The sequence below is a fragment of the Pararobbsia alpina genome (assembly GCF_902859895.1).
GTDB lineage: Bacteria > Pseudomonadota > Gammaproteobacteria > Burkholderiales > Burkholderiaceae > Pararobbsia > Pararobbsia alpina.
Map to the genome: position 1 here is coordinate 277,333 of NZ_CADIKM010000003.1, position 19,504 is coordinate 296,836.

General features: G+C 62.8%; 15 protein-coding genes. 6 read left to right on the plus strand and 9 right to left on the minus strand.

The genetic code is table 11. From position 1 onward, the window contains the following. Window positions 1-147 precede the first annotated feature (147 nt). From HV670_RS05285 to HV670_RS05325, 9 genes are all read right to left on the minus strand, one after another. Complete coding sequence (locus HV670_RS05285; protein ID WP_175103581.1) at window positions 148-1,689, minus strand: esterase-like activity of phytase family protein; 1,542 nt, start codon at window positions 1,687-1,689, stop codon at window positions 148-150. A gap of 761 nt (window positions 1,690-2,450) precedes the next feature. Continuing rightward, complete coding sequence (locus tag HV670_RS05290) at window positions 2,451-4,043, minus strand: S10 family peptidase (RefSeq protein ID WP_175103582.1); 1,593 nt, start codon at window positions 4,041-4,043, stop codon at window positions 2,451-2,453. 67 nt (window positions 4,044-4,110) lie between these two features. Beyond that, on the minus strand, window positions 4,111-5,676 hold the full coding sequence (locus HV670_RS05295) for a S53 family peptidase (RefSeq protein ID WP_175103583.1): 1,566 nt from the start codon (window positions 5,674-5,676) through the stop codon (window positions 4,111-4,113). Window positions 5,677-5,852: 176 nt separating this feature from the next. Continuing rightward, the gene (locus HV670_RS05300) at window positions 5,853-7,154 is read right to left on the minus strand and encodes an L-fuconate dehydratase (RefSeq protein ID WP_175103584.1); all 1,302 of its coding nucleotides are present in this window, start codon (window positions 7,152-7,154) and stop codon (window positions 5,853-5,855) included. A gap of 54 nt (window positions 7,155-7,208) precedes the next feature. Further along, window positions 7,209-8,060, minus strand: coding sequence for an SDR family NAD(P)-dependent oxidoreductase (locus HV670_RS05305; RefSeq protein WP_175103585.1), 852 nt, complete (start codon window positions 8,058-8,060; stop codon window positions 7,209-7,211). A 226-nt stretch (window positions 8,061-8,286) separates the two neighbouring features. Next, entirely contained in the window at window positions 8,287-10,185 is a 1,899-nt protein-coding gene (locus tag HV670_RS05310; RefSeq protein ID WP_175103586.1) for an ATP-binding protein, read from the minus strand. A gap of 245 nt (window positions 10,186-10,430) precedes the next feature. After that, window positions 10,431-10,952 carry a helix-turn-helix domain-containing protein gene (locus HV670_RS05315; RefSeq protein WP_246257010.1) on the minus strand — a complete coding sequence of 174 codons (522 nt, stop codon included), beginning with the start codon at window positions 10,950-10,952 and terminating at the stop codon, window positions 10,431-10,433. A gap of 216 nt (window positions 10,953-11,168) precedes the next feature. Next, window positions 11,169-11,549: a winged helix-turn-helix domain-containing protein gene (locus HV670_RS05320; protein WP_175103680.1), complete on the minus strand. Its 381-nt coding sequence runs from the start codon at window positions 11,547-11,549 to the stop codon at window positions 11,169-11,171. A gap of 119 nt (window positions 11,550-11,668) precedes the next feature. After that, window positions 11,669-12,373 carry a GntR family transcriptional regulator gene (locus HV670_RS05325; RefSeq protein ID WP_175103587.1) on the minus strand — a complete coding sequence of 235 codons (705 nt, stop codon included), beginning with the start codon at window positions 12,371-12,373 and terminating at the stop codon, window positions 11,669-11,671. Window positions 12,374-12,670: 297 nt separating this feature from the next. Here HV670_RS05325 and HV670_RS05330 point away from each other — a divergent pair, with 297 nt between their 5' ends. The 6 genes from HV670_RS05330 (at window position 12,671) to HV670_RS05355 (ending at window position 19,502) form a co-directional block, all read left to right on the plus strand. Further along, window positions 12,671-13,375: a fumarylacetoacetate hydrolase family protein gene (locus HV670_RS05330; protein WP_175103681.1), complete on the plus strand. Its 705-nt coding sequence runs from the start codon at window positions 12,671-12,673 to the stop codon at window positions 13,373-13,375. 2 nt (window positions 13,376-13,377) lie between these two features. Next, window positions 13,378-14,250 (plus strand): polysaccharide deacetylase family protein, encoded by an 873-nt coding sequence (locus tag HV670_RS05335; protein WP_175103588.1) that lies wholly within the window; start codon window positions 13,378-13,380, stop codon window positions 14,248-14,250. A gap of 95 nt (window positions 14,251-14,345) precedes the next feature. After that, window positions 14,346-15,632 (plus strand): MFS transporter, encoded by a 1,287-nt coding sequence (locus tag HV670_RS05340; protein ID WP_246257016.1) that lies wholly within the window; start codon window positions 14,346-14,348, stop codon window positions 15,630-15,632. 111 nt (window positions 15,633-15,743) lie between these two features. Further along, window positions 15,744-16,748: an ABC transporter substrate-binding protein gene (locus tag HV670_RS05345; RefSeq protein ID WP_217478361.1), complete on the plus strand. Its 1,005-nt coding sequence runs from the start codon at window positions 15,744-15,746 to the stop codon at window positions 16,746-16,748. A gap of 47 nt (window positions 16,749-16,795) precedes the next feature. Beyond that, entirely contained in the window at window positions 16,796-17,839 is a 1,044-nt protein-coding gene (locus HV670_RS05350; protein ID WP_175103590.1) for a porin, read from the plus strand. A 43-nt stretch (window positions 17,840-17,882) separates the two neighbouring features. After that, the gene (locus HV670_RS05355) at window positions 17,883-19,502 is read left to right on the plus strand and encodes a gamma-glutamyltransferase family protein (protein ID WP_246257018.1); all 1,620 of its coding nucleotides are present in this window, start codon (window positions 17,883-17,885) and stop codon (window positions 19,500-19,502) included. The last annotated feature ends 2 nt before the right edge of the window (window positions 19,503-19,504 follow it).

The following is a 19,504-nucleotide window of genomic DNA, read 5'->3' on the forward strand; positions in this document are numbered from 1 at the left end:
CTCCCTTTTTGTATTTTCAGGCTTGTCTCAAAGCTGGGCCGGGCATGTCGATGTGAACGAGGTGGATGCCACCGGCATGCGAAGCAGGGATAAAAAAACGCCGGCTTGAGGCCGGCGCAAAAATACTACTGAACGATTCGCGCGCGTTCAGTCGTTGTGACCGTGCCCGTTGTCGTGGTCATTGCCATGACCATTGTCATCACCGTGGTCATCATCGTTGTCGTCACGCGAGCAGACCGCATCTTCGTGGGTCTGATCGTGGTCATGCGACTTCGACTGCGATTTCGACTTCGTTTCATCCAGCTGTTGCGCGACGAGCGTCGGCAGATCGCTCGGATCGAACGCGAACACGAAATACTTGTTCGGGTTGTCGATGCCGTCCGGATGGTTGCTGTCGGTGACGGTCGGGAGGAAGTCGTTGTCGTTCGTCACGAACAACGTGTGCTTCTTCACGCCGCCGATCGTCACGTCCGGGCCGAACGCGAGACCTTCGAGCTTTGCCGGGATATTGATCGGGTCGAAGCCGTGTGCGCTCAGCACCGCGACGATGTCGAGGAACAGCGTCTTCGTCACGGCATACGGCTCGAGGCCAGCCTCGCCGCTCGCATGCGTCACATCCTGCGCGTGGCCCAGGTCGATACGGTAGACATGCTTGAATTTCGCGACCGAGTTGTCGGCGAGGCCGTGTCCGTCGCGTTCGTCCACCAACAGCTCATGGTCGTTGATGGCGAGCACATCGCTGATGGTCGGGTAGTTCGGCTTGGCCGCGGTGCCCGTATTGGTCAGGGGATAGGCGTACTGCGTGGTCTTGCCGGTACGCAGATCGACCTTGAGAATGCGTGTGTAGGCGCCGTTCGTACCGCCGTCCTGCAGCAGTGGGCTTTGCATCGCACCGAACAGCGTATTGCCGTCCGGCGAGATCGCGAGACCTTCCATGCCCTTGTTCGCGACGCGGCCCGAGGTGTTCACGCTGATCTCGGTGGCGCCAACCGGGCTCAAGGTGGAAACGGCAAACGCATCGGGCACCTTGTAGGTATCGAGGCGGCGGCCGCTGCTGCGGTCGAAGCGATAGATGTAGGGGCCGTACTCGTCCGAGATGAACACGCTCTTGCCGTCGTTGCTCACGCGGATGCTTTCCGGGTCGAGACGGGCGTCGCGGTCGTTGTTCGACAGATGTGTCGGATCGAAGTTGTCCGAGCGGCCCGTGAAATAGAACGTGCCGTTCTTGCGGTTCAGCTTCGGTGCGCCGTCAGGCACGCCGTAGGCGGCGCCATTGCCGTAGACGAGCTTGTCTGACGTATGCAGCAGCGTCGTGTCGACGAGCTGGGGCGTGAGCGTGAACGGCAGGTCGGCGCCTTTCGAAGCGGGTTTCAGGCGCAGGTGCAAGGTCTGGAAGCGATCGATGTACGAGGCGGTGTCGTCGATTGCCGAGTTGTACGGGATCGCGTTCGGGCCACGGTCCGGCAAGGCGAGGAAGGTATGGCAGCCGGCGTAGGCGAAGCCCGAGCCCATGCCGCCGAGCAGATTGCCCGGAGCACCGTTCTCGAGCGGGGCCGATGTTTCCTTCGAAAGGTCGCCGCGGTTGCCGTCGATCTGAGCGAAAGCGATCAGGTCGACGGTGGCGTGAGCGGATGAAATGGCAAAGAGGGAGGCGATTGCGGTCAGCGCAAACAGTTTGGGTCGGAGCACGAGCGTCTTCCTGAAACGGAACTGCCGTTGTTGGTATCGTCGGCGTCCGTCCCGTTCGGGGGAAGGACGGGACGGTGCCGGCGCTTTTTTGATGCGAGTGTGAGACGTGCTTGCAGAGGTGAGACGTGCTTACAGAGGGTGAAAACTTACATGTTCCGGTCGATGACCTTACGGAAGCGTTATTTCAGGTTTGTGACTTGGGGCGGGGCTCAGGGTAAATCAGGAAGCCAGCGCGGGGAGGGGAAGGGGGATCAAGCGGGAAGGCAGCGGGGCAGATCGCTAGCGAGCGATGCCCCGTGTCGGAATACGAGTCTGACCTACGAGTGAAGCGCCAGACGATGCGGGCCGCTGTGAAGTAAACCAGTAATTGTCATGGGTGGTATCGATGTCTGCAACGTGCAATCCTCCCTACAGCACGTACTGCGCGAATGCACCGACAGCCCCCACTATCCCGAACGTGATGGCTATGGCCGTCGCAATGAACCACTGCAAGCTGTCGAACCTGCGATTAAGGCAATATGATTTCCCCCGAGTGCATCGCGACATGGCTGCGCACACTTGCATACTTCCTCCCAAGAGTATCGGAAACAATCGAGAGGCTACGCCTGAGTGGATGAATTCTCCTGTTTGGTTGCGTGCTAGGAATAGCGTTAACTATATGAAACTAAAAGAAGTTCATATTCTGCGCACGGCGAACTTCTCATAGCCTCGAACGACGTTGGGAACTCGCCGAGGCTTGCGTCGAAAGCGTCCCACAAACCCTAGACCTTTCTCTGCTGAAGTGCCCGGATTCTGCTCATCGCCGGCTGGTTCGCGGTTGCCGCGTCGTACATCTTCGCCAGGTCGGCCTTGAGCCGCGTGCGCGACCCCGCGTCAAGATAGACCATATGCCCAGACGGATAGAAGCGCGCCGACAGGTTTGCCCGCGCGTCCTTGTCGATCAGCGGCATCTGCTGAAGGTCGAGCACGGTCTGGTAGAACGGTGTGACGAAGTCGTAGTACCCGTTTGCCGACAAGACCTTGAGATCGACGTTGAGCGCCATCACCGCGGCAAGGTCCCCCGCCGTGTAGAGAATGATGTTGCCCTTGTCGTCCTTGCCCTTCTGCGCACCGGTCGGGTCGATATGGCCGAAGTCCCAGTTGAGGAAAGCCTGATCGTTCAGGTCGGTGAAGGCCGAGTTCGACGTGAACTTGAGCTGCTCGTTCAGATAGGTATTCCACATGCTCGTATAGACGCCGGTGACCGCCGTCATCGTCGGGTCGTTGCCGCCCGAGTTCGGATCGATCTGGCCGGCGATGCCGGTGCCGATCGCGGTCACGCGCCCATCGTACGAACCGAGCGACAGGCCGCGCGATTTGAGCAGCGTCGTCAGAAACAGCGAATTGCCCCGGCTGTCATACGAAGCCACGTCGAGACTCCAGGCAAGCAAGGTCGTCTTGTCGATACCGGTGTAGGCCGCGAGCTTCGTCACGGCCGCGTCGTCTTCATGCGGGAATTTGCGCAAGGCCGCGAGATAGTCGGTCCGCGCAAACTCGGCGACTGTTTCCGCCAGTGTCGCGAGATCGGACGGCACGGGTTTCTCGCCGAGCTTCTTGTGATACCAGGCATCGGCGGCTGCCGTCGGCAGCGCGCCGACAGGATTGCCGGACTGCGTGTAATCGAGGATCGATGACTGCAGCGTGACGCCGTTGAGATCGACCCCGTCCTCATGCAGCCGATAGGCAAGCACACAGCTGCGTGCCGTCCCATACGATTCACCGTACAGAAACTTCGGCGAATTCCAGCGGTTGTTCTTCGTCAGGAAGCGCTTGATGAACTGCTTGATCGAATCCGCATCCTGGTCGACACCCCAGAAATCGCGGTTCTTGCGCGGCGCGATCGCGGCCGAGTAGCCGGTGCCGACCGGATTGATAAAAACGAGGTCGCTGTGATCGAGCAGGCTGTCCGGATTGTCCTCGATCGCATACGGCGCGGGCGGGGTGAAATCCGGCATCGACGTCTTGATCCGCTTGGGGGCAAACGAACCGAGCAGCACGAAGACGGAAGACGAGCCAGGCCCGCCGTTGTAGAAGAACGTCACCGGCCTCGATTCTTCGGACTGGCCGTCCTGTGTGAACGCCACATAAAACAGCTTCGCATCGGGCAGGGAACTGCTCGGGTCGACGGTCACGAGATGGCCGACTGTTGCCGTATAGACGATCGTCTTGCCGCCGATCTTCATCGTGTGATGTGTGATCGCAGCTGCCTCAGTTGTATCGCTTACGGAATCGTCGGGGCCGTTGCCATAGGCGACCGGGTCGAAGAAAGGCTGGTCCGCGGGATGCCGGCCGGCTGCCGGGGAAGAAGAAGTCATGAATGCTCCAGTGGTCTGTTCGAGTTGAATGACTGACTTGCAAACATCATGCGGAGTGCCCGCCCGACTATTTCACGGCCGCCGCGAGCGTCGCACCATTGGGGCTGCCGAGCCCGGTGCAGGCATCCCAGCCCGTGGACGCCTCGTAGCTGCCGTTGTTGCCCTGCGTAATATCACGGCCGGCGGCTTTTGCCGCATACAGCTTTGGCTGCAGGAAACCGGCCGGACTTCCTTGCGTGGCATTGATCCGTGCAATAAGCCCGGCCCACAGCGGGGCCACCGCGCTGGTGCCGCCGACGACGGTCCGCGAGCCATCGATCAGGATCTCGTAGCCCGTTTGCGGCGAGGCATTGCCGGCCACGTCGGGCACCCCGCGCTTGCCAAGGGTCTTCATGCCGCCCTGCGTCAAGGTGGCGGACAGCCCTTTCTGCCAGACAGGCAGCGCGAACACCGTGCTCACGCCGCCTCCGCCCGCGCCACCCTGCGCGCCGTCGTTCCAGACCACCTCTCGCGAGATCGTCGTGTCTGTCGTGTCGAGTTGCGTGCCGCCGCAGGCGAGCACATAAGGGCTCGACGCCGGGAAGTCGACCTGGTCGCTGCCGTCCGTGCTGCCGTCGCTCGAGCCGCTGTCGCCCGAGGCGGCGCAGATCGTCACGCCGAGCGCCGCGGCGCTTTGCAGCACATCGTTGAACGACTGGATCGACTGGCTCGTCCATGACGATTCCGGGGCGCCCCAACTGATCGAGATGACCGAAGGCTGGTTCGCCGTGTCGTGGATCGCGCGATTCACCGCGTCGATGAAACCCGCATCGCTGTTCGGCGAAAAATAGACCGCGAGTTTCGCCGCGGGAGCGATCGCACCGGCGACCTCGATATCGAGCGTCACTTCTCCGTCGGGGCCGCCCGGGTCGCCCGTCGGGGTGTTCTTTGCCTGGTCGACACTGACTACCACGACGGTGGGCGTGACAAGGCCCAGGCCGGAGAAATAGCTCGACAGGTCCGACGTGCTATAGCCGCCGCCGAGTTCGATGATGCCAATGCACTGCCCCGCACCGTCGCCATCGGGAAAGCCGTAGAGGCGCGCAAGCTCGAGCGGCGTGAACGACGTCGCTTGCCCCGCGCGCGCAGGCCGGATTGGCGGCCGGATGCGGAAGTGCGGGTGTGCCTGCGGCCGGCTGTCGAGGCCGAGCACGGCCTTGACCATATCGTGGATTTCGTCGGGTAGCTGAACGGCGCCCGCATGGCCGCGATAGGCGCCGCTCGCATGGTGTTCGAAGCGCTCGAGCTTGACCCCGAATGCCGCTTCGAACTGCGCGACCGCGCCGCTCAACACGACACTGCGGGTGGCGACTTCCGCCCGGACGACCTGCAATTGATGCTGCTCGGCGAACGCCTCGACCTTTGCGATGTCGTTAGGTGCTGCACCGAAGCGCTGTTCGAATTCCTCACGTGAGACGGGGACCGGCGGCGCCTTGCCCTCATCGACTTTCTGCATAAGCGCGCGGAACCCATCTTCGTCCCGCCGCCGCAACATCACGACGACTTCGATCCTTTCGTTCGGATCGCACTGGCCCACACACTGGGTGCCTTCGGGCTGTGCCTTGTCGCTGCCCGCTACCGGATGCTTCGCCATGTATCGGTACTCCTAGTTCAAGGGGGTTGTACCAATGTATCCGTGGCGCAGCAGGGCGGAAGGAGAGTTACATCTGGTTTCCGGTCAGCGGCATTCGGCGGCGGCCTCGTAACAATCGACGGCTTGTTGAAAGCAACGATGCGCTCGCAGCCGCAAGTGCGCCCGCCGGTGCCCCATTACTCGACCCACGCCGCGCCTTGCGGAAAATGAAAGCGCTCAAGCGACGCTTCAATCATCTCGATGCTGTAGCCCGGCAGTTCAGGTGGCATGTACCGGCCGTCGCGAATCACGACCGGGTCGATAAAGTGCTCGTGCAGATGATCGACGTATTCGAGTACGCGATTCTCGAGCGAGGCCGAGACGCAGATGTAGTCGAACAGTGAAATATGCTGGACGTATTCGCACAGCCCTACACCACCCGCATGCGGGCACACCGGCACGCCGAATTTGGCGGCCATCAGCAGCACGACGATCACTTCGTTCAGACCGCCGAGCCGGCAACTGTCGATCTGGCAGAAGTCGATCGCGCCGGCCTGCAGGAGCTGCTTGAACATGACGCGGTTATGGCAGTGCTCGCCCGTCGCAACGCCGATCATCGGCGCCAGCCGCCGGCGTATCGTCGCATGGCCGAGGATGTCGTCGGGGCTCGTCGGTTCTTCGATCCACCAGGGATCGAATTGCGCGAGACGGCGCATGTTCGCGATCGCCTCGTCGACTTCCCAGACCTGGTTGGCGTCCATCATCAACTTGCGATCGGGGCCGATCTCCTCGCGCAGGATCCGCGCGCGCCGGATGTCCTCTTCGATGCTGCCGCCGACTTTCTGCTTGAAGTGGGTCCATCCCTGCGCGACCCCTTCGCGTGCCAGGCGCCGGATCTTCTCATCGTCGTAGCCGAGCCAGCCCGCCGACGTCGTATAGGCCGGATAGCCGTGCGCGCGCATTTCGCTTTCGCGCTCGCCGCGCGTCGCCGCATGGCGCCGGAGGATCGCCAGTGCTTCCTCGGGTGTCAGCGCATCGGTCACGTAGCGGAAATCGAGCGAACGCACGAGCGCTTCGGGACTCATGTCGACAAGCAGCTTCCAGACTGGCTTGCCTTCGCTTTTTGCCCAAAGATCCCAGACCGCGTTGACGACCGCGGCGGTCGCAAGATGGATCGCCCCCTTGTCCGGGCCGATCCAGCGCAACTGGCTGTCAGTGGTGAATGCGCGCCAGAACGCGCCCATGTCGGAGACGATGTCCTCGAGGCGCTTGCCGATGATCAGTGGAGCGAGCGCATGGACTGCGGCGACGCAGATCTCATTGCCGCGTCCGATCGTGAAGGTGAGGCCATGGCCGGCCAGGTGTTCGGGTGAATCCGTCTCGAGGATCACGTAGGTCGCCGAGTAGTCGGGCGCCGCGTTCATCGCATCGGAGCCGTCGAGCGAGCGGGAAGTCGGGAAGCGGATGTCGCGAACGCTCAGGTTCGTGATGGTGGTCATCGGATTTCCTCAAACGGATCGTGGACGGGCCATGCCTCAGCCTGTTCGTTTTGCTCAGTTTTCTTGCTTGCTGAACGCTTCGAACGCCTTCGCGTAGTCGGGATGCCAGCGTGACAACGGCGGCCGGTTCTCGACCAGATCGCCCGCGGCCCAGAGAATGCGGCGTTCGTCGAGCGAGCGCGGCACGTCGTTGTCCGGGCAGAGGATGTAGAAATCGCCCGCATCGAGCCGTTCGAACATGAAGTCGACCGTCTGGTCGGCTGTCCATGCGCCGGCCGGCTTTTCGGCGCGGCCGCGCGCGGTGAGCTCCGTGAAAACAAAGCCCGGGATCAGCAAGTGCGCGCTCAGCGACGCACCGGCGGTGTTGCGAAGTTCATGCTGAAGCGCTTCTGTGAATGCCTTCACGCCTGCCTTGGCGACGTTGTAGGCCGGATCGCCGGGCGGCGTCGTGATGCCTTGTTTGGAGCCGGTGTTGATCACGAGGCCGGGCCGCTTGCGCTCGATCATCGCGGGCACGAAGACCTGGGTGCCGTGGATCACGCCCCACAGATTGACACCGAGCACCTTTTCCCAGTTTGCCGCGGGGCCGAACATGCCGGTACCGGGCTGCACGCCCGCATTGTTCATCAGCACGTCGGTACCCCCGAAGCGCTCGCGCACCGCGGCTTCAAGGTGGCGCACTTGCTCGATGCTGCTGACGTCCGTCTCGAGGCTCATGACCTCGGCACCGGCCGCGGCGGACCCGGCGACTTCGCTCGCCGCGCGGGCGAGCCGGTCGGCACCGAGGTCGGCGATGCACACGTGCAGGCCGAGTTGAGCGAAGCGGACGGCGGCAGCGAGGCCGATACCCGATGCGCCGCCGGTGACGACAGCGACGGAACCGGGTTGGAGGGCGGAATGCGGCATCTTCAATCCTTTGTGAGTGGGAGGGCAATTCGACATTTTATGCGCACTCTTCCTTGCCTGTGCGATCGGTAAGACGGGATCGCCAAGATGAGGGCAGCAGGGCGAGGGTTACAAGGCAAGGGCAGGAAGAGGGAGGAGGGCGGCAAGCCAGGAGCCGCGGGAAAGCATCAACCAATAGGGACTGGCAAACGGGAGCGAGCTCAGGCCCAAAACGCGAGTCAGGCGCTCAATCGCGTCCGTATGACAGGAGCTTGCCGTCGCCCGCAGGCATCGTCGTGGAAGGACGGCTTTCAATGTGTACGTAGTTCGCGTGCACATCGGCCATGCGCGCGTCTTGCCCATCGCAGGCCCGCTCGCCAAAGCGCGACAGCAGGGATTCGACGCTGAGGCGGGCCGCATCGTCTTCGCTGTGCAGGTGCAGCGACAGACCCAGCGCAAGTTCGCCGAGGGCAAGCGGGACAGCCGCGCCTTCGCGCGCGGCCAGTGCAGGGTGGGCACGATTGCGGCATTCCTCGGCGAGCGCGAGCTCGAGCATCATCGGCACGACCAGTGCCGACAGCGCCGTACCGACTTCGGTATCCCCTTGCGGCGAGAGCGCCCAGTCGATGGCCGCGCGTGCGTCGTCGAGTTCATCGAGCAGCGTATCGCGGGCATGTTCGAAGGGGAGCTCGGTCAGCTCCGAACGAATGGCCTTGAGATGCCTGAGCATGTAAGACGCATGCGCGGCCGACAGCATCCGCCGCTCACCTGCGTGGTCGAGGCGGTCGAATGCATAGGAGCGTGTCGACTCGAGCAGGCGAAAATGTGTGGTCGCGGAGCCCAATCCGCGCATGAGCAAGGACTTTTCGACCAGTTCGCTGATGTGATCGGTCGTGCCGGCCCCATCCGAGCCGTCCGCCGCCGCGACGGCGCATGCGGCTTCGAGCGTGAAGCTTCCGGTGAACATGGCGAGCCGCCGGAACACCGCCTGACAGGCCGGGTCCAGCATCGCATAGCTCCAGTCGAAGGTCGCCCGCAGGGTCTGGTGGCGCGGCAAGGCGGTGCGATGACCGCCGCTCAGCAGATTGAGACGGTCGTCGAGCCGGTGCAAAAGACTGGCGACGCCGAGCGTGGCCGCGCGCGAGGCGGCGAGTTCGATCGGCAGCGGAATACCGTCCAGACGCCGGCACACTTCGCCGATCTGCTCGATCGAGCTCGAGTCGCCCGCCAGGCGGGGCTCGACCGCATGCGCACGCGCAAGAAACAGGCGCACGGCCGAGGAGCTCAGCACCTCGTCGGCCTGTGCATCGATCGGCGGCACATCGAGCGGCGCGACGGCGTATTGCTGTTCGCCTGCGATACGCAAGGGCTCGCGGCTCGTGACGAGCAGGCGAAGGCGGGAATGGCGCTGGATCAATGTCTCGGCAACCCGCGCAACGATGTCGACCAGATGCTCGCAATTGTCGAGCAGCAACAGCATGCGGCGCGAAGCGAGGGCGTCGCCGAGGCGCTCGGCAGTGACCGTCCCGCCCGGAAACTTGAGGCCACATGCTTCGGCGATCGCCGGCGGTACGAGCCGCGGTTCGGTCAGCGACGCGAGTTCGACGAGCCAGACACCATCGGGAAATGCGGCGGCGTTTTGCCGCGATACTTCAATGCCGAGTTGTGTCTTGCCGATACCGCCCGCGCCGACGAGCGTCACGATCGGCGTCTTCGCAAGCAGGCGGCCCACGTCGGCAATCGCGTACTGACGGCCGAACAAGGCCGAGCGTTGCAAGGGCAGATTGTGAAGTACGGCCGGCCACGCATCGATGCCCGTTTTGAGCGGGGGCGCAACGGCCGGCCTTTCGCCTTTTCCGCAGAAACCTACGAAGCGGTAGCCGCGCCCCGGCACGGTGATGATCAGATCGCGATCCTCGCCGAGCGTCTTGCGCAGCGCGGACATATGGACCTGCAGATTATTTTCCTCGACGATCGTTTCCGGCCAGACCTGGCGAAAGATCTCTTCCTTGCTGACAAGCGCCCCCTGCGCGTTGACGAGGACTTCGAGAATGTCGAAGGCGCGCGAGCCCATGCGCACGCGTGCACCGTCGATGCGGAGTTCGCGTGTCTGAAGATCGAGTTCGAGCCGGCCTATCTGGATCATCTTAGATACGTTTGTCCGGTTGTCGTTGTCTTTTATGACGATGGTCGTCACATCGTCAACAGATACGCGCTCGCAATCCTCGTGCTTCGGCGGCCCTTTGCCTGTCAGGCTTGCAACTCTATTACTGTAAGGCAGGGTAGAAGATAAATAGTCGCCATGCAAGCGTGGCGCCGCCCGCGGACAGCCCGCACGGTGGCCGGTCCCCACTCGCCTGCCCGATGGCACGGCAAGGATTTGCGTGCTAACTAGAAGGGGGTCTGACGCTGGCGCCAGCGTACAGGACTCTCGCCGACCAGGCGCTTGAACACGGTCGAGAAATGGGCCTGGCTCTGAAAGCCGACGCTCAGGGCGACGTCGACCACGGGTAGATCCGAGTTCGCGAGTGCGGTCTGCGCGTGTTCGATGCGCCTGTGTTGCACGTACTTAAGAGGCCGCAAGCCCGTCGATGCCTTGAAGAGCGCCGCGAAGTGCATCCGGCTCAGACCGCTCGCCGAGGCGACATCCGCGAGCGACATCTTCTCGCCGAGGTGGGCTTCAATATAGTCCGTCGCCCGGCGAAGGCGCCATGGCGCAAGCGTCGAGCCGACCATGCGTGGCGCAGGCGGCGCCGGCGGAGGCACGGGAGAATGCGCAGGTGCAAACATCACACTCGATGTCTGCGCGAGGGGTGGGGTGGTACGGCTGCCAAACCGGGTAAGGAGCCCCGGTGGGAGGGTGGCGTCGGCAGTCCGCAACGGGCCGCTCTGGCCTTGCGTTGGGTCGCTCATCAGAATATCGCTCACAGAAGGCGTGGGCCGCGCGCGAAGTGCTCCGCCTGACACGCCGGACAGGTATGCGTCGTATCGCCGGCGCACGCCAGGCTGAAAGCGCCAATCGATTCCGCACAACTCAAAGCTTAACCGGCCGAACGATTAAGGTCCTTTACGTGTTCTTAAAAGCGCTGATATGACCGCATCAGGTCAATCGTGAGGTCGGCCGCGGATTCACCGCTTGAGGAGTCCCGTCAGGGCGCCGAGCTGATCGGCGCAGGACGCATAAGCCTGCGCCTCGATCGCGCGATACAGCCGAATGATCTCTTCGCCGACAGGCGTCAGCACGCTGCCTCCGCCCGTGTTCCCGCCATGTTCCGAGATCGTGGCCGGCGAGGAGAGGGACTGGTTGAGCTGGTCCATGAGCATCCATGCGCGGCGATACGACATATCGAGGCTGCGGGCCGCGGCCGAAATCGAACCCTGATCGCGTACGGCTTCGAGCAACGTGACCTTGCCGGGCCCTAGGGCGATCGCGTCGTCTCGCGTGATGCGTAGGCGGAAGCGCACTTCGGGCGCATGAGGCGAGGGGCGGGGAGCGGGTGTCTTGACCATGAGCGAAAGGATAGCCGAAGCCGGGGTCGCCTTGCTACGGTGTGGTGGCGTCTCCCGCGACGCGGCCCGCTCCTTGTTGACACGGGAGCGACACACCCGCGCTCCGGTATGTGCGCGTCCTATCGCGGCTGCGATTGGGCCACGCCCATCTGCCGGCTCGTCGCCCGAATCATCGACGTCTTGACGCTTGCCACATGCTGTCGCATCAGGTTCTCGGCCTCTCGCGGCTCGCGCGCGAGGATCGCGTCGTAAATGCGATGGTGGAAGCGATGGCGTTCGCGGATGTCGTCGATCTGGAACGCGATGATGTTGTGAGCCAATGCCTGTGGAATCTGATGGCACAGGCGCAGCACGTCGGCGACGAGTCGCGAGTTCGCGGCTTCGTGGATGATCGTGTGAAAAACCTCGTTGATCGCCGCATATTCCGTGCGCTGAACATTCGGCCCGCTCTTGTCCGCGAGAATCTGGTCGCCGCGCGCCAGCGCTTCCTCGATTTTCATGCGAGCTTCGTCGGACAGCCCGCGTTCGGCGGCCAGTCTGGCGGCAAGCCCTTCGGCCAGTGCACGCATTTCGTAGGCGTCGACGATCTCCGACAAGGGGAACGCACGCACGGTGAAGCCGCGATTGGGGGTGTAGTTCAGCAGCCCTTCACCCGCCAGCATCTGTAACGCGGCGCGCAGCGGCGTGCGCGACACATCGAGCTGCCGGCTCAGCGTGACCTCGTTGATGCGTGCGCCCGACGCAAGCAGTCCATCCAGCAAATCCTGCCGGATACGTTCCGCGAGATCGCTGGAAAGCGTCGCTGCACGGATTCGTTCAATCATCGCGGTCCTTGTGGTTGAGACGGCATCGATTATAGGGCAAGAGTGAGCACAATTTCATCGCTTTGAGCGGCTGTGAGGTGCAGGTCGATCCCTCGAATTTCGGCACCTCGCTGCCGTATGTATCCTGCTCCACGCCCATTTCAAGCGGGTGGAGCGAGGATTCGACCACGAGACCAAGGGTTTTTACTTAGATCACAATCTCATTCAAAGTGAATACACTTTGATATTGACATTGAAATATTGTGCACAGATCATCGTTTTTGACGACTTTTTACAGTTTGGAGAATTAGCTTGACCGTGAACTCATCCCCCTATGCCGTTGCGTTGGCGACGCCTGTCCTGTCCATCGCCGGTACCAGCACGGTGTTCCCCGTGCGCCGCGTCTACTGCGTGGGCCGCAACTATGTCGAGCACATCCGCGAGATGAAGGAAGGAGACGAGCGCGACCTGCCATTCTTCTTTCAAAAACCCTCCGACTCGGTTGTCCAGGACGGCGCGGAGCTTGCCTATCCGTCGTGCACCGAGGATTTCCAGCATGAGATCGAGTTGGTCGTCGCGATCGGCAAGGACGCCTCGAATGTGTCCGTTGACGATGCGCTTGAGCACGTGTTCGGTTATGCCGTGGGCATCGACATGACGCGCCGCGACCGTCAGCGCGAGGCACGTGAACGCATGCTGCCGTGGGAAATCGGCAAGGCATTCGACGAGTCGGCACCGTGCGGGCCGCTGCATCCGGTCGAGCAGACCGGTCATTTCAGCAAGGGCGCGATCGGGCTGTCCGTCAATGGCCAGCCGCGTCAAAAGGGCGATCTCAGCCAGATGATCTGGAATGTGCCCGAGATCATCGCCAACTTGTCGACCCAGTACGTGCTAAAGGCTGGCGACGTGATCTTCACCGGCACGCCGGCGGGTGTCGGTCCGGTGGAACCGGGCGACCGGATCGAAGGAACGATCGACGGACTCGGCGCGATTCACTTTTCCATTGGTAACAGGAGCTATTGAGCATGCTGCCGAACGAACGTCTTGCCTATTCACCCATCGTCGGCCGGCCGAAGATTGCCTTGCCGGGCGATGCGAAGCTCGCCGTATGGGTGATCGTCAATATCGAAGAGTGGAACCCGCGCGAGACCATGCCGCGCACCGTGCTGACGCCGCCGGCCGGCGGTGCGCCGACCCCGGATATTCCAAACTGGGCCTGGCATGAATACGGCAACCGCGTCGCGTTCTGGCGCATGGTCGATGTGCTCGACACGCTTGGTATCCGTGCGGCGCTCGCGATCAACGGTTCGGCGATTCGCACCTACGAGCCGATCTCGCAGGCTGCGCTCGAGCGGGGCTGGGAATTCGTCGGTCACGGCTATAGTCAGAAAAACATGCAGAAGGTCGAGGACGAGCGCGCCGACATCGTGAAGACCACCGCGGCGATCCGCGATTTCACCGGCAGCGCGCCGCGCGGCTGGCTGGGACCGGGGCTGACCGAGACATGGGAAACGCCCGATATCCTGGTCGAGGAAGGGTATGACTATGTATGCGACTGGGTGCTCGATGATCAGCCGGTGATGCTCAAGACCCGCACCAAGCCGATCGTCAACGTGCCCTACACGCAAGAGTGCAACGACGTCGCCATGATGCTGATTCAGCACCACACGGCCGCGGAATACCGCAACCGGGCGATCGACCAGTTCGAACAGTTGTACGCGGACGCGCAGAACGAGCCGCGCGTCATGGCGCTCGTCGTCCATCCATACATCATGGGCGTGCCGCATCGTCTGCGTTATTTCCGCGAAGCACTGGCGCATATTCATTCGCGTCCGGGCGTGGTGTTCACGACAGGCAGCGAGATCTGCGACGCGTATCTCGCCTCGAAGCCCGCATAAGGCTGAAGCAAGGCTGACGCAAGCCGCCTGCTTACCCCATCGGCTTTTTCCGTGATTGGCGGCGGCTCCACGAGCCGCCGCGTTTTGAGATGTTCATGAACAGTCCCGCTTACCGTTCTGCTTCCGCTTCGGGTGTGCCGGCCGCTTCCCGGGCAGCCTATTCCGGCCTTGCCGCTGTGATGATGTTCGCCGTGCTGCTGGCGTCGTATTCAATCAACGCCATGGACCGGCAGATTTTCCCCTTGCTCGCCGCCGACGTGCGTCACGAGTTCGGTTTTGGCCTCGCGGACATCGGTCTGCTGTCGACCATCTTCACGCTCGGCATGGCGGTCGCCGGCGTGCCCACGGGCTTCCTGCTCGCCCGGCTCTCGCGCAAGAGCGCGACGATCATCGGCATCGCCATCTTCTCGATCGGCACCATCCTCACGACGAGCGCACACGGTTTTGCCGACATGCTGCTGTTTCGCGCCGCGACGGGCATCGGCGAGGCCATGCAGTTGACGGTGATCATCGGGATCGGCACCAGCTATTTCACGCGTTTCCGTTCGACCGCCGTGGGTGCGGTCAACTTCGCGTTCGGCGTCGGGGCGATCATTGGCCCGGTTGCGGGCGGCAAGCTGCTGGCGATTCACCATGCATGGCGCTTCCCGATGATCGTCTTCGGCGCGCTGGGATTTGTCGCGATCCTCGTGATTCTGATCGCGGTTCGAAAGGGATTCAGCGAAACGCTCGCCCTCGAAAATACGCAGGTCCAGACGCAGGCGGCGCCGACGCTCTGGAACCGCAACACCATCCTGCTGACCGTGTTGAGCCTGATCGGCGGGCTGATCATCTACGGTTATCTCGGCATGTATCCGACCTTCCTGCGCGAGCATCTGGGCTTTACCCCGGCGTTGACCGGACGGGTCATGGGTGCCTATGGCCTGGGCGTATTCGCCTCGATCGCGGGCGGCTGGGTCGGCGACAGGTTCTCGGCGCGCAAGGTGCTCTTCGTGTGTTTCCTGATTGCGGCGGCACTCGGCTACGGGCTCTTCCATGCGGCGACGACCCTGCTCGAGCAATCCGTGCTGTCGTTCTTCTGGGGTCTGGTCGTCAGCGGCACGATCTACGTGAACCTGGCGGGCTATCACATCCGCTCGGTCAGCGGCCATCTCAACAGCAAGGCATCGGGTGTATTCGTGTCCAGCCTGTACGGCTCGGCTGCCGTCGCGGGCTACACGATCGGCTGGCTGGCCACGCACGCCGGCTGGTCGGCCGCCGGGCTCACCCAGATCTCCCTCACGGCCTGTGCAGGCGCGCTGATCTCGCTCGCCCTGCAACCCTCGCGCATGGCACTGCGGGCTCGCCGAGCGACACCCCTGTCCGCCGCCGACCCTGCCTGACGAATCACCGCATTCGATAACTTCAATAATCTGTATCTAGAAGGATTACAAATGTTAAGCTCTACGAAAAGTATGCTAGGGAAAGTCGCGTGCACAGCGTTCATGGCATGCATGATTCCCGCGGTTCTTGTGACCTCAGTGCAGGCTCAGACCCAGGCAGCGGCAGAGCCCAAGCCCCAGGGGAGCGCACCGGCGCTCGGCGAGATCACCGTCAACATATTTCCGGGTGGATTCAACTGGCCCAGCTATGTTGCGCAAGATAAGGGTTTCTTCGCGCAGCACGGTATCCAGGTGGACCTGCAGAGCACGACCGGCTCGGTCGCGCAGATGACCGATCTGTCCAAGGGCCGCTTCGATATCGCGATGACCGCGATCGACAATATCGTTGCCTACGTCGAAGGCGAGGGTGAGGCGCCGATCGGCCCGCAGCCCGATTTCGTCGCGGTAATGGGCAGCGACAGCAGTTTTCTGAGCCTGGTCGCGGCACCCGAGATCAAGTCCTATGAAGACCTGCGCGGCAAAACCCTCTCGGTCGACGCGCGCACCACCGGCTATGCATTCGTGCTCTACGACATGCTGGCGCGCAAAGGCCTGACGCAGAACGACTACACAATCGAAACCGCGGGCGGCATGGTCCAGCGCTGGAACGCGCTGCAGGCGCACAAGCAGGTGGCCACGTTGTTCTCGGCGCCGTTCAACATTCTTGCGCGCAACAAGGGTTTCAACCAGATCGCGACTGCGACCGATGTCATCGGTCCGTATCAGGGCAATGTTGCTGCGACCCGCCGTTCATGGGCCAAGCAGAACAAGCCCAAGCTCGTGGCTTTCATTCAGGCCTATGTCGAGGCGATCGACTGGCTGTACGACCCGAAGAATCACGACGAAGCGATTCGCATCCTGCTCAAGAACGTGCCGCAGATGTCTCCTGAGCTGGCCGCGACCACCTACGGTGAACTGCTCGATCCGAACTCCGGCTTCTTCCACAAGGGCCGTGTCAGCGTGCCGGGGATCCGCACCGTGCTGGCGCTGCGTACGCGCTATGCGATGCCGCACAAGGTCCTCAAGGACCCGATGAAGTACTACGACCCGACCTACTACCGCGCGGCAGTCCACTGACCCGCGGCATGAACAAGAACGATATCCGGCTTACGGGGAAAACAAAAATGAAAAGGCATCTTCGTTGTGCATTGCCGGCGGCCACGCTTGCCGCCGTGTGCTGGAGCGGCGTGGCCGCTGCGCAATCCAGCCTGACGCTGTATGGCGACGTCGACGCCTTTGTCGGCGCGAAAGCGGCGCTGGGCGGCAAGACGGCGTACGAGGAAGGCAATGGCGGCCTGACCGCCTCGTTCTGGGGAGTGAAGGGCTCAGAGGATCTCGGCAACGGTTACGCGGCAATCTTCAAGCTCGAAAGCTATTTCTCGGTGCAGAACGGAAGCTATGGACGTTATGCGGGCGACACGCTGTTTTCGCGCAACGCGTGGGTCGGCATTCAGGGGCCATGGGGGCAGGTCGTGCTCGGCCAGATCGGTCCCTTGTACTGGAACTCGACGATCTGGTTCAATCCGTTCTTCAACTCATTTGTGTTCTCCCCCGCGGTGATCCATACGTATGCCGGGGTCAACGGTCAGGGTGTCGGCGGTGGTGGTGGCGAGTGGAGCAATGCGGTGACGTATTCGAGTGCACCCTATCGCGGCCTGCAACTCAACACGCAATATGCGTTCGGCAATGCGGCGGGCGAACCCGGACAGAACAAGTGGGCGGCCCAGGTCGTGTACCACGATGGCCCGCTGGCGGCCAACGTGGTCTACCAGCAGATCAAGTTCAACAACGTGGCGGGCGATCTGGCTGCCACGGTGCCGGGGCTCACCACGCAGTCGGCCACTCAAGCCGGCGTCACCTATGAAATCGGGCCGGTGAAGCTGTACGGGCAGTATCAATACATAAAGAACTCGATCACGAGCGGCGACGTCCATGAGAACTTCGGCCAGCTTGGTACGGCGATCCAGGTCGGACCCGGTAAGATTCTCGCGTCGGACGGGTTTTCGAAGAGCGGGGGTCAAGGCGATTTCATTCGTAATACGTTCTCCGTGGCTTATGATTATCCGCTGTCCAAGCGTACGGATGTCTATGGTGCCTTCCTCGTCGACCACGCGACGCACTATTCTTCGGGCGATACAATCGGTGCAGGCATTCGTACCGTGTTCTGACGCCAAGTCAGACAAACTGAAAATCCTTGAAGAGCATGACTGAATGAGCACTAGCAACCATCGATTCCTGAACCCGGTTCGCGGTCGCCGCGGCATGGCGGTCGCGCCACATGCGCTCGCCGCGCAAAGCGCGGTGGCGGCGCTGCGCGACGGCGCCAACGCGATGGAAGCCATGATCGCCGCAGCGGCGACCATCGCGGCCGTCTATCCTCATATGAACGGCCTCGGTGGCGACAGTTTCTGGCTGGTGTCGCCGCCGGATGGTCCCGCGTTCGGTATTGATGCATGCGGTGCGGCAGCGGCTTCCGTTTCCGCTGCGGAGTATCGGGCGGCCGGCCACAAGTCGATTCCCTTTCGGGGTCCGCTCGCGGCGAACACCGTCGCCGGTACGGTCTCGGGCTGGGATACCGCCTATCGCATCTCGCGTGAGCATATGGGCGGCAAACTTCCGCTTTCCCGTCTGCTTGACGATGCCGTGTTCTATGCGCGCCACGGCATGCCGGTGACGCGAAGCCAGTCGTCCGCGACCGCGGCAAAACAGGCCGAGCTCGCGGGCGTTCCGGGCTTTGCGGAAACGTATCTGGCCGATGGTGCGGCGCCCGAAGCCGGCGCGCTGTTTCGCCAGCCGCGTCTTGCGCAGACCCTCGAGCAACTCGCGCGTGCGGGTCTCGACGATTTCTATCGCGGCGACCTGGCAACGCGCATCGCCGCCGACCTGCGTGCGGCCGGTAGCCCCGTTAGCAGTGCCGATCTCGCCGCGCATCGTGCGCTCGTCGTCGAACCGCTCGCGCTCAAGCATTCGCTCGGCACGGTCTACAACATGCCGCCCCCGACGCAGGGCCTGGTTTCGCTGTTGATCCTCGGCCAGCTCGATCGCCTGCTCAAGCCAGGCATGGATCCCTTGGGCGCCGATTTCATTCACGCCTGCGTCGAATCAACCAAGCAGGCGTTCGCCATTCGCGACCGGGTCGTCACCGATCCGGCCTATATCAAGGACGATATCCAGGAGTGGCTGGCACCTGGACGGCTCGATGAACTCGCTGCCGGGGTTTCCCCGTCGCGGGCACAGCCATGGGGCCTGGGCAAAGGACCTGCCGACACCGTCTGGATGGGCGTGGTCGATCGCAACGGCTGCGCGGTCAGCTTTATCCAAAGCCTGTATCACGAGTTCGGCAGCGGCATTGTATTGGGCGAGACAGGGATCAACTGGCAGAACCGCGGTTGCAGCTTCTCGCTCGACGAGCGGGCACTGAACCCGCTCATGCCGGGGCGCAGGCCGTTTCATACGCTCAATCCGCCGGTCGCGCGCTTCGCGGACGGCCGGGCGCTGGTGTACGGCAATATGGGCGGTGACGGACAGCCGCAATCACAGAGTGCTGTATTCAGCCGGATCGCCCGTTTCGGGATGAATCCCCAGGCCGCGATCGACGCACCGCGCTGGCTGCTCGGACGAACGTGGGGCAATGCATCGGACTCGCTGAAACTCGAAGACCGGTTCGCACCGGACGTGATCGAGACGCTGCGTGCACGAGGCCATGACGTCGAGTTGTTCCCTGCCTACGACGAGGCCATGGGGCACGCGGGCGCCATTCTCGTCGCAGCCGACGGCAGTCTCGAAGGCGGCTTCGATCCACGCAGCGACGGGGGTGTCGCCGCCTGGTGAGC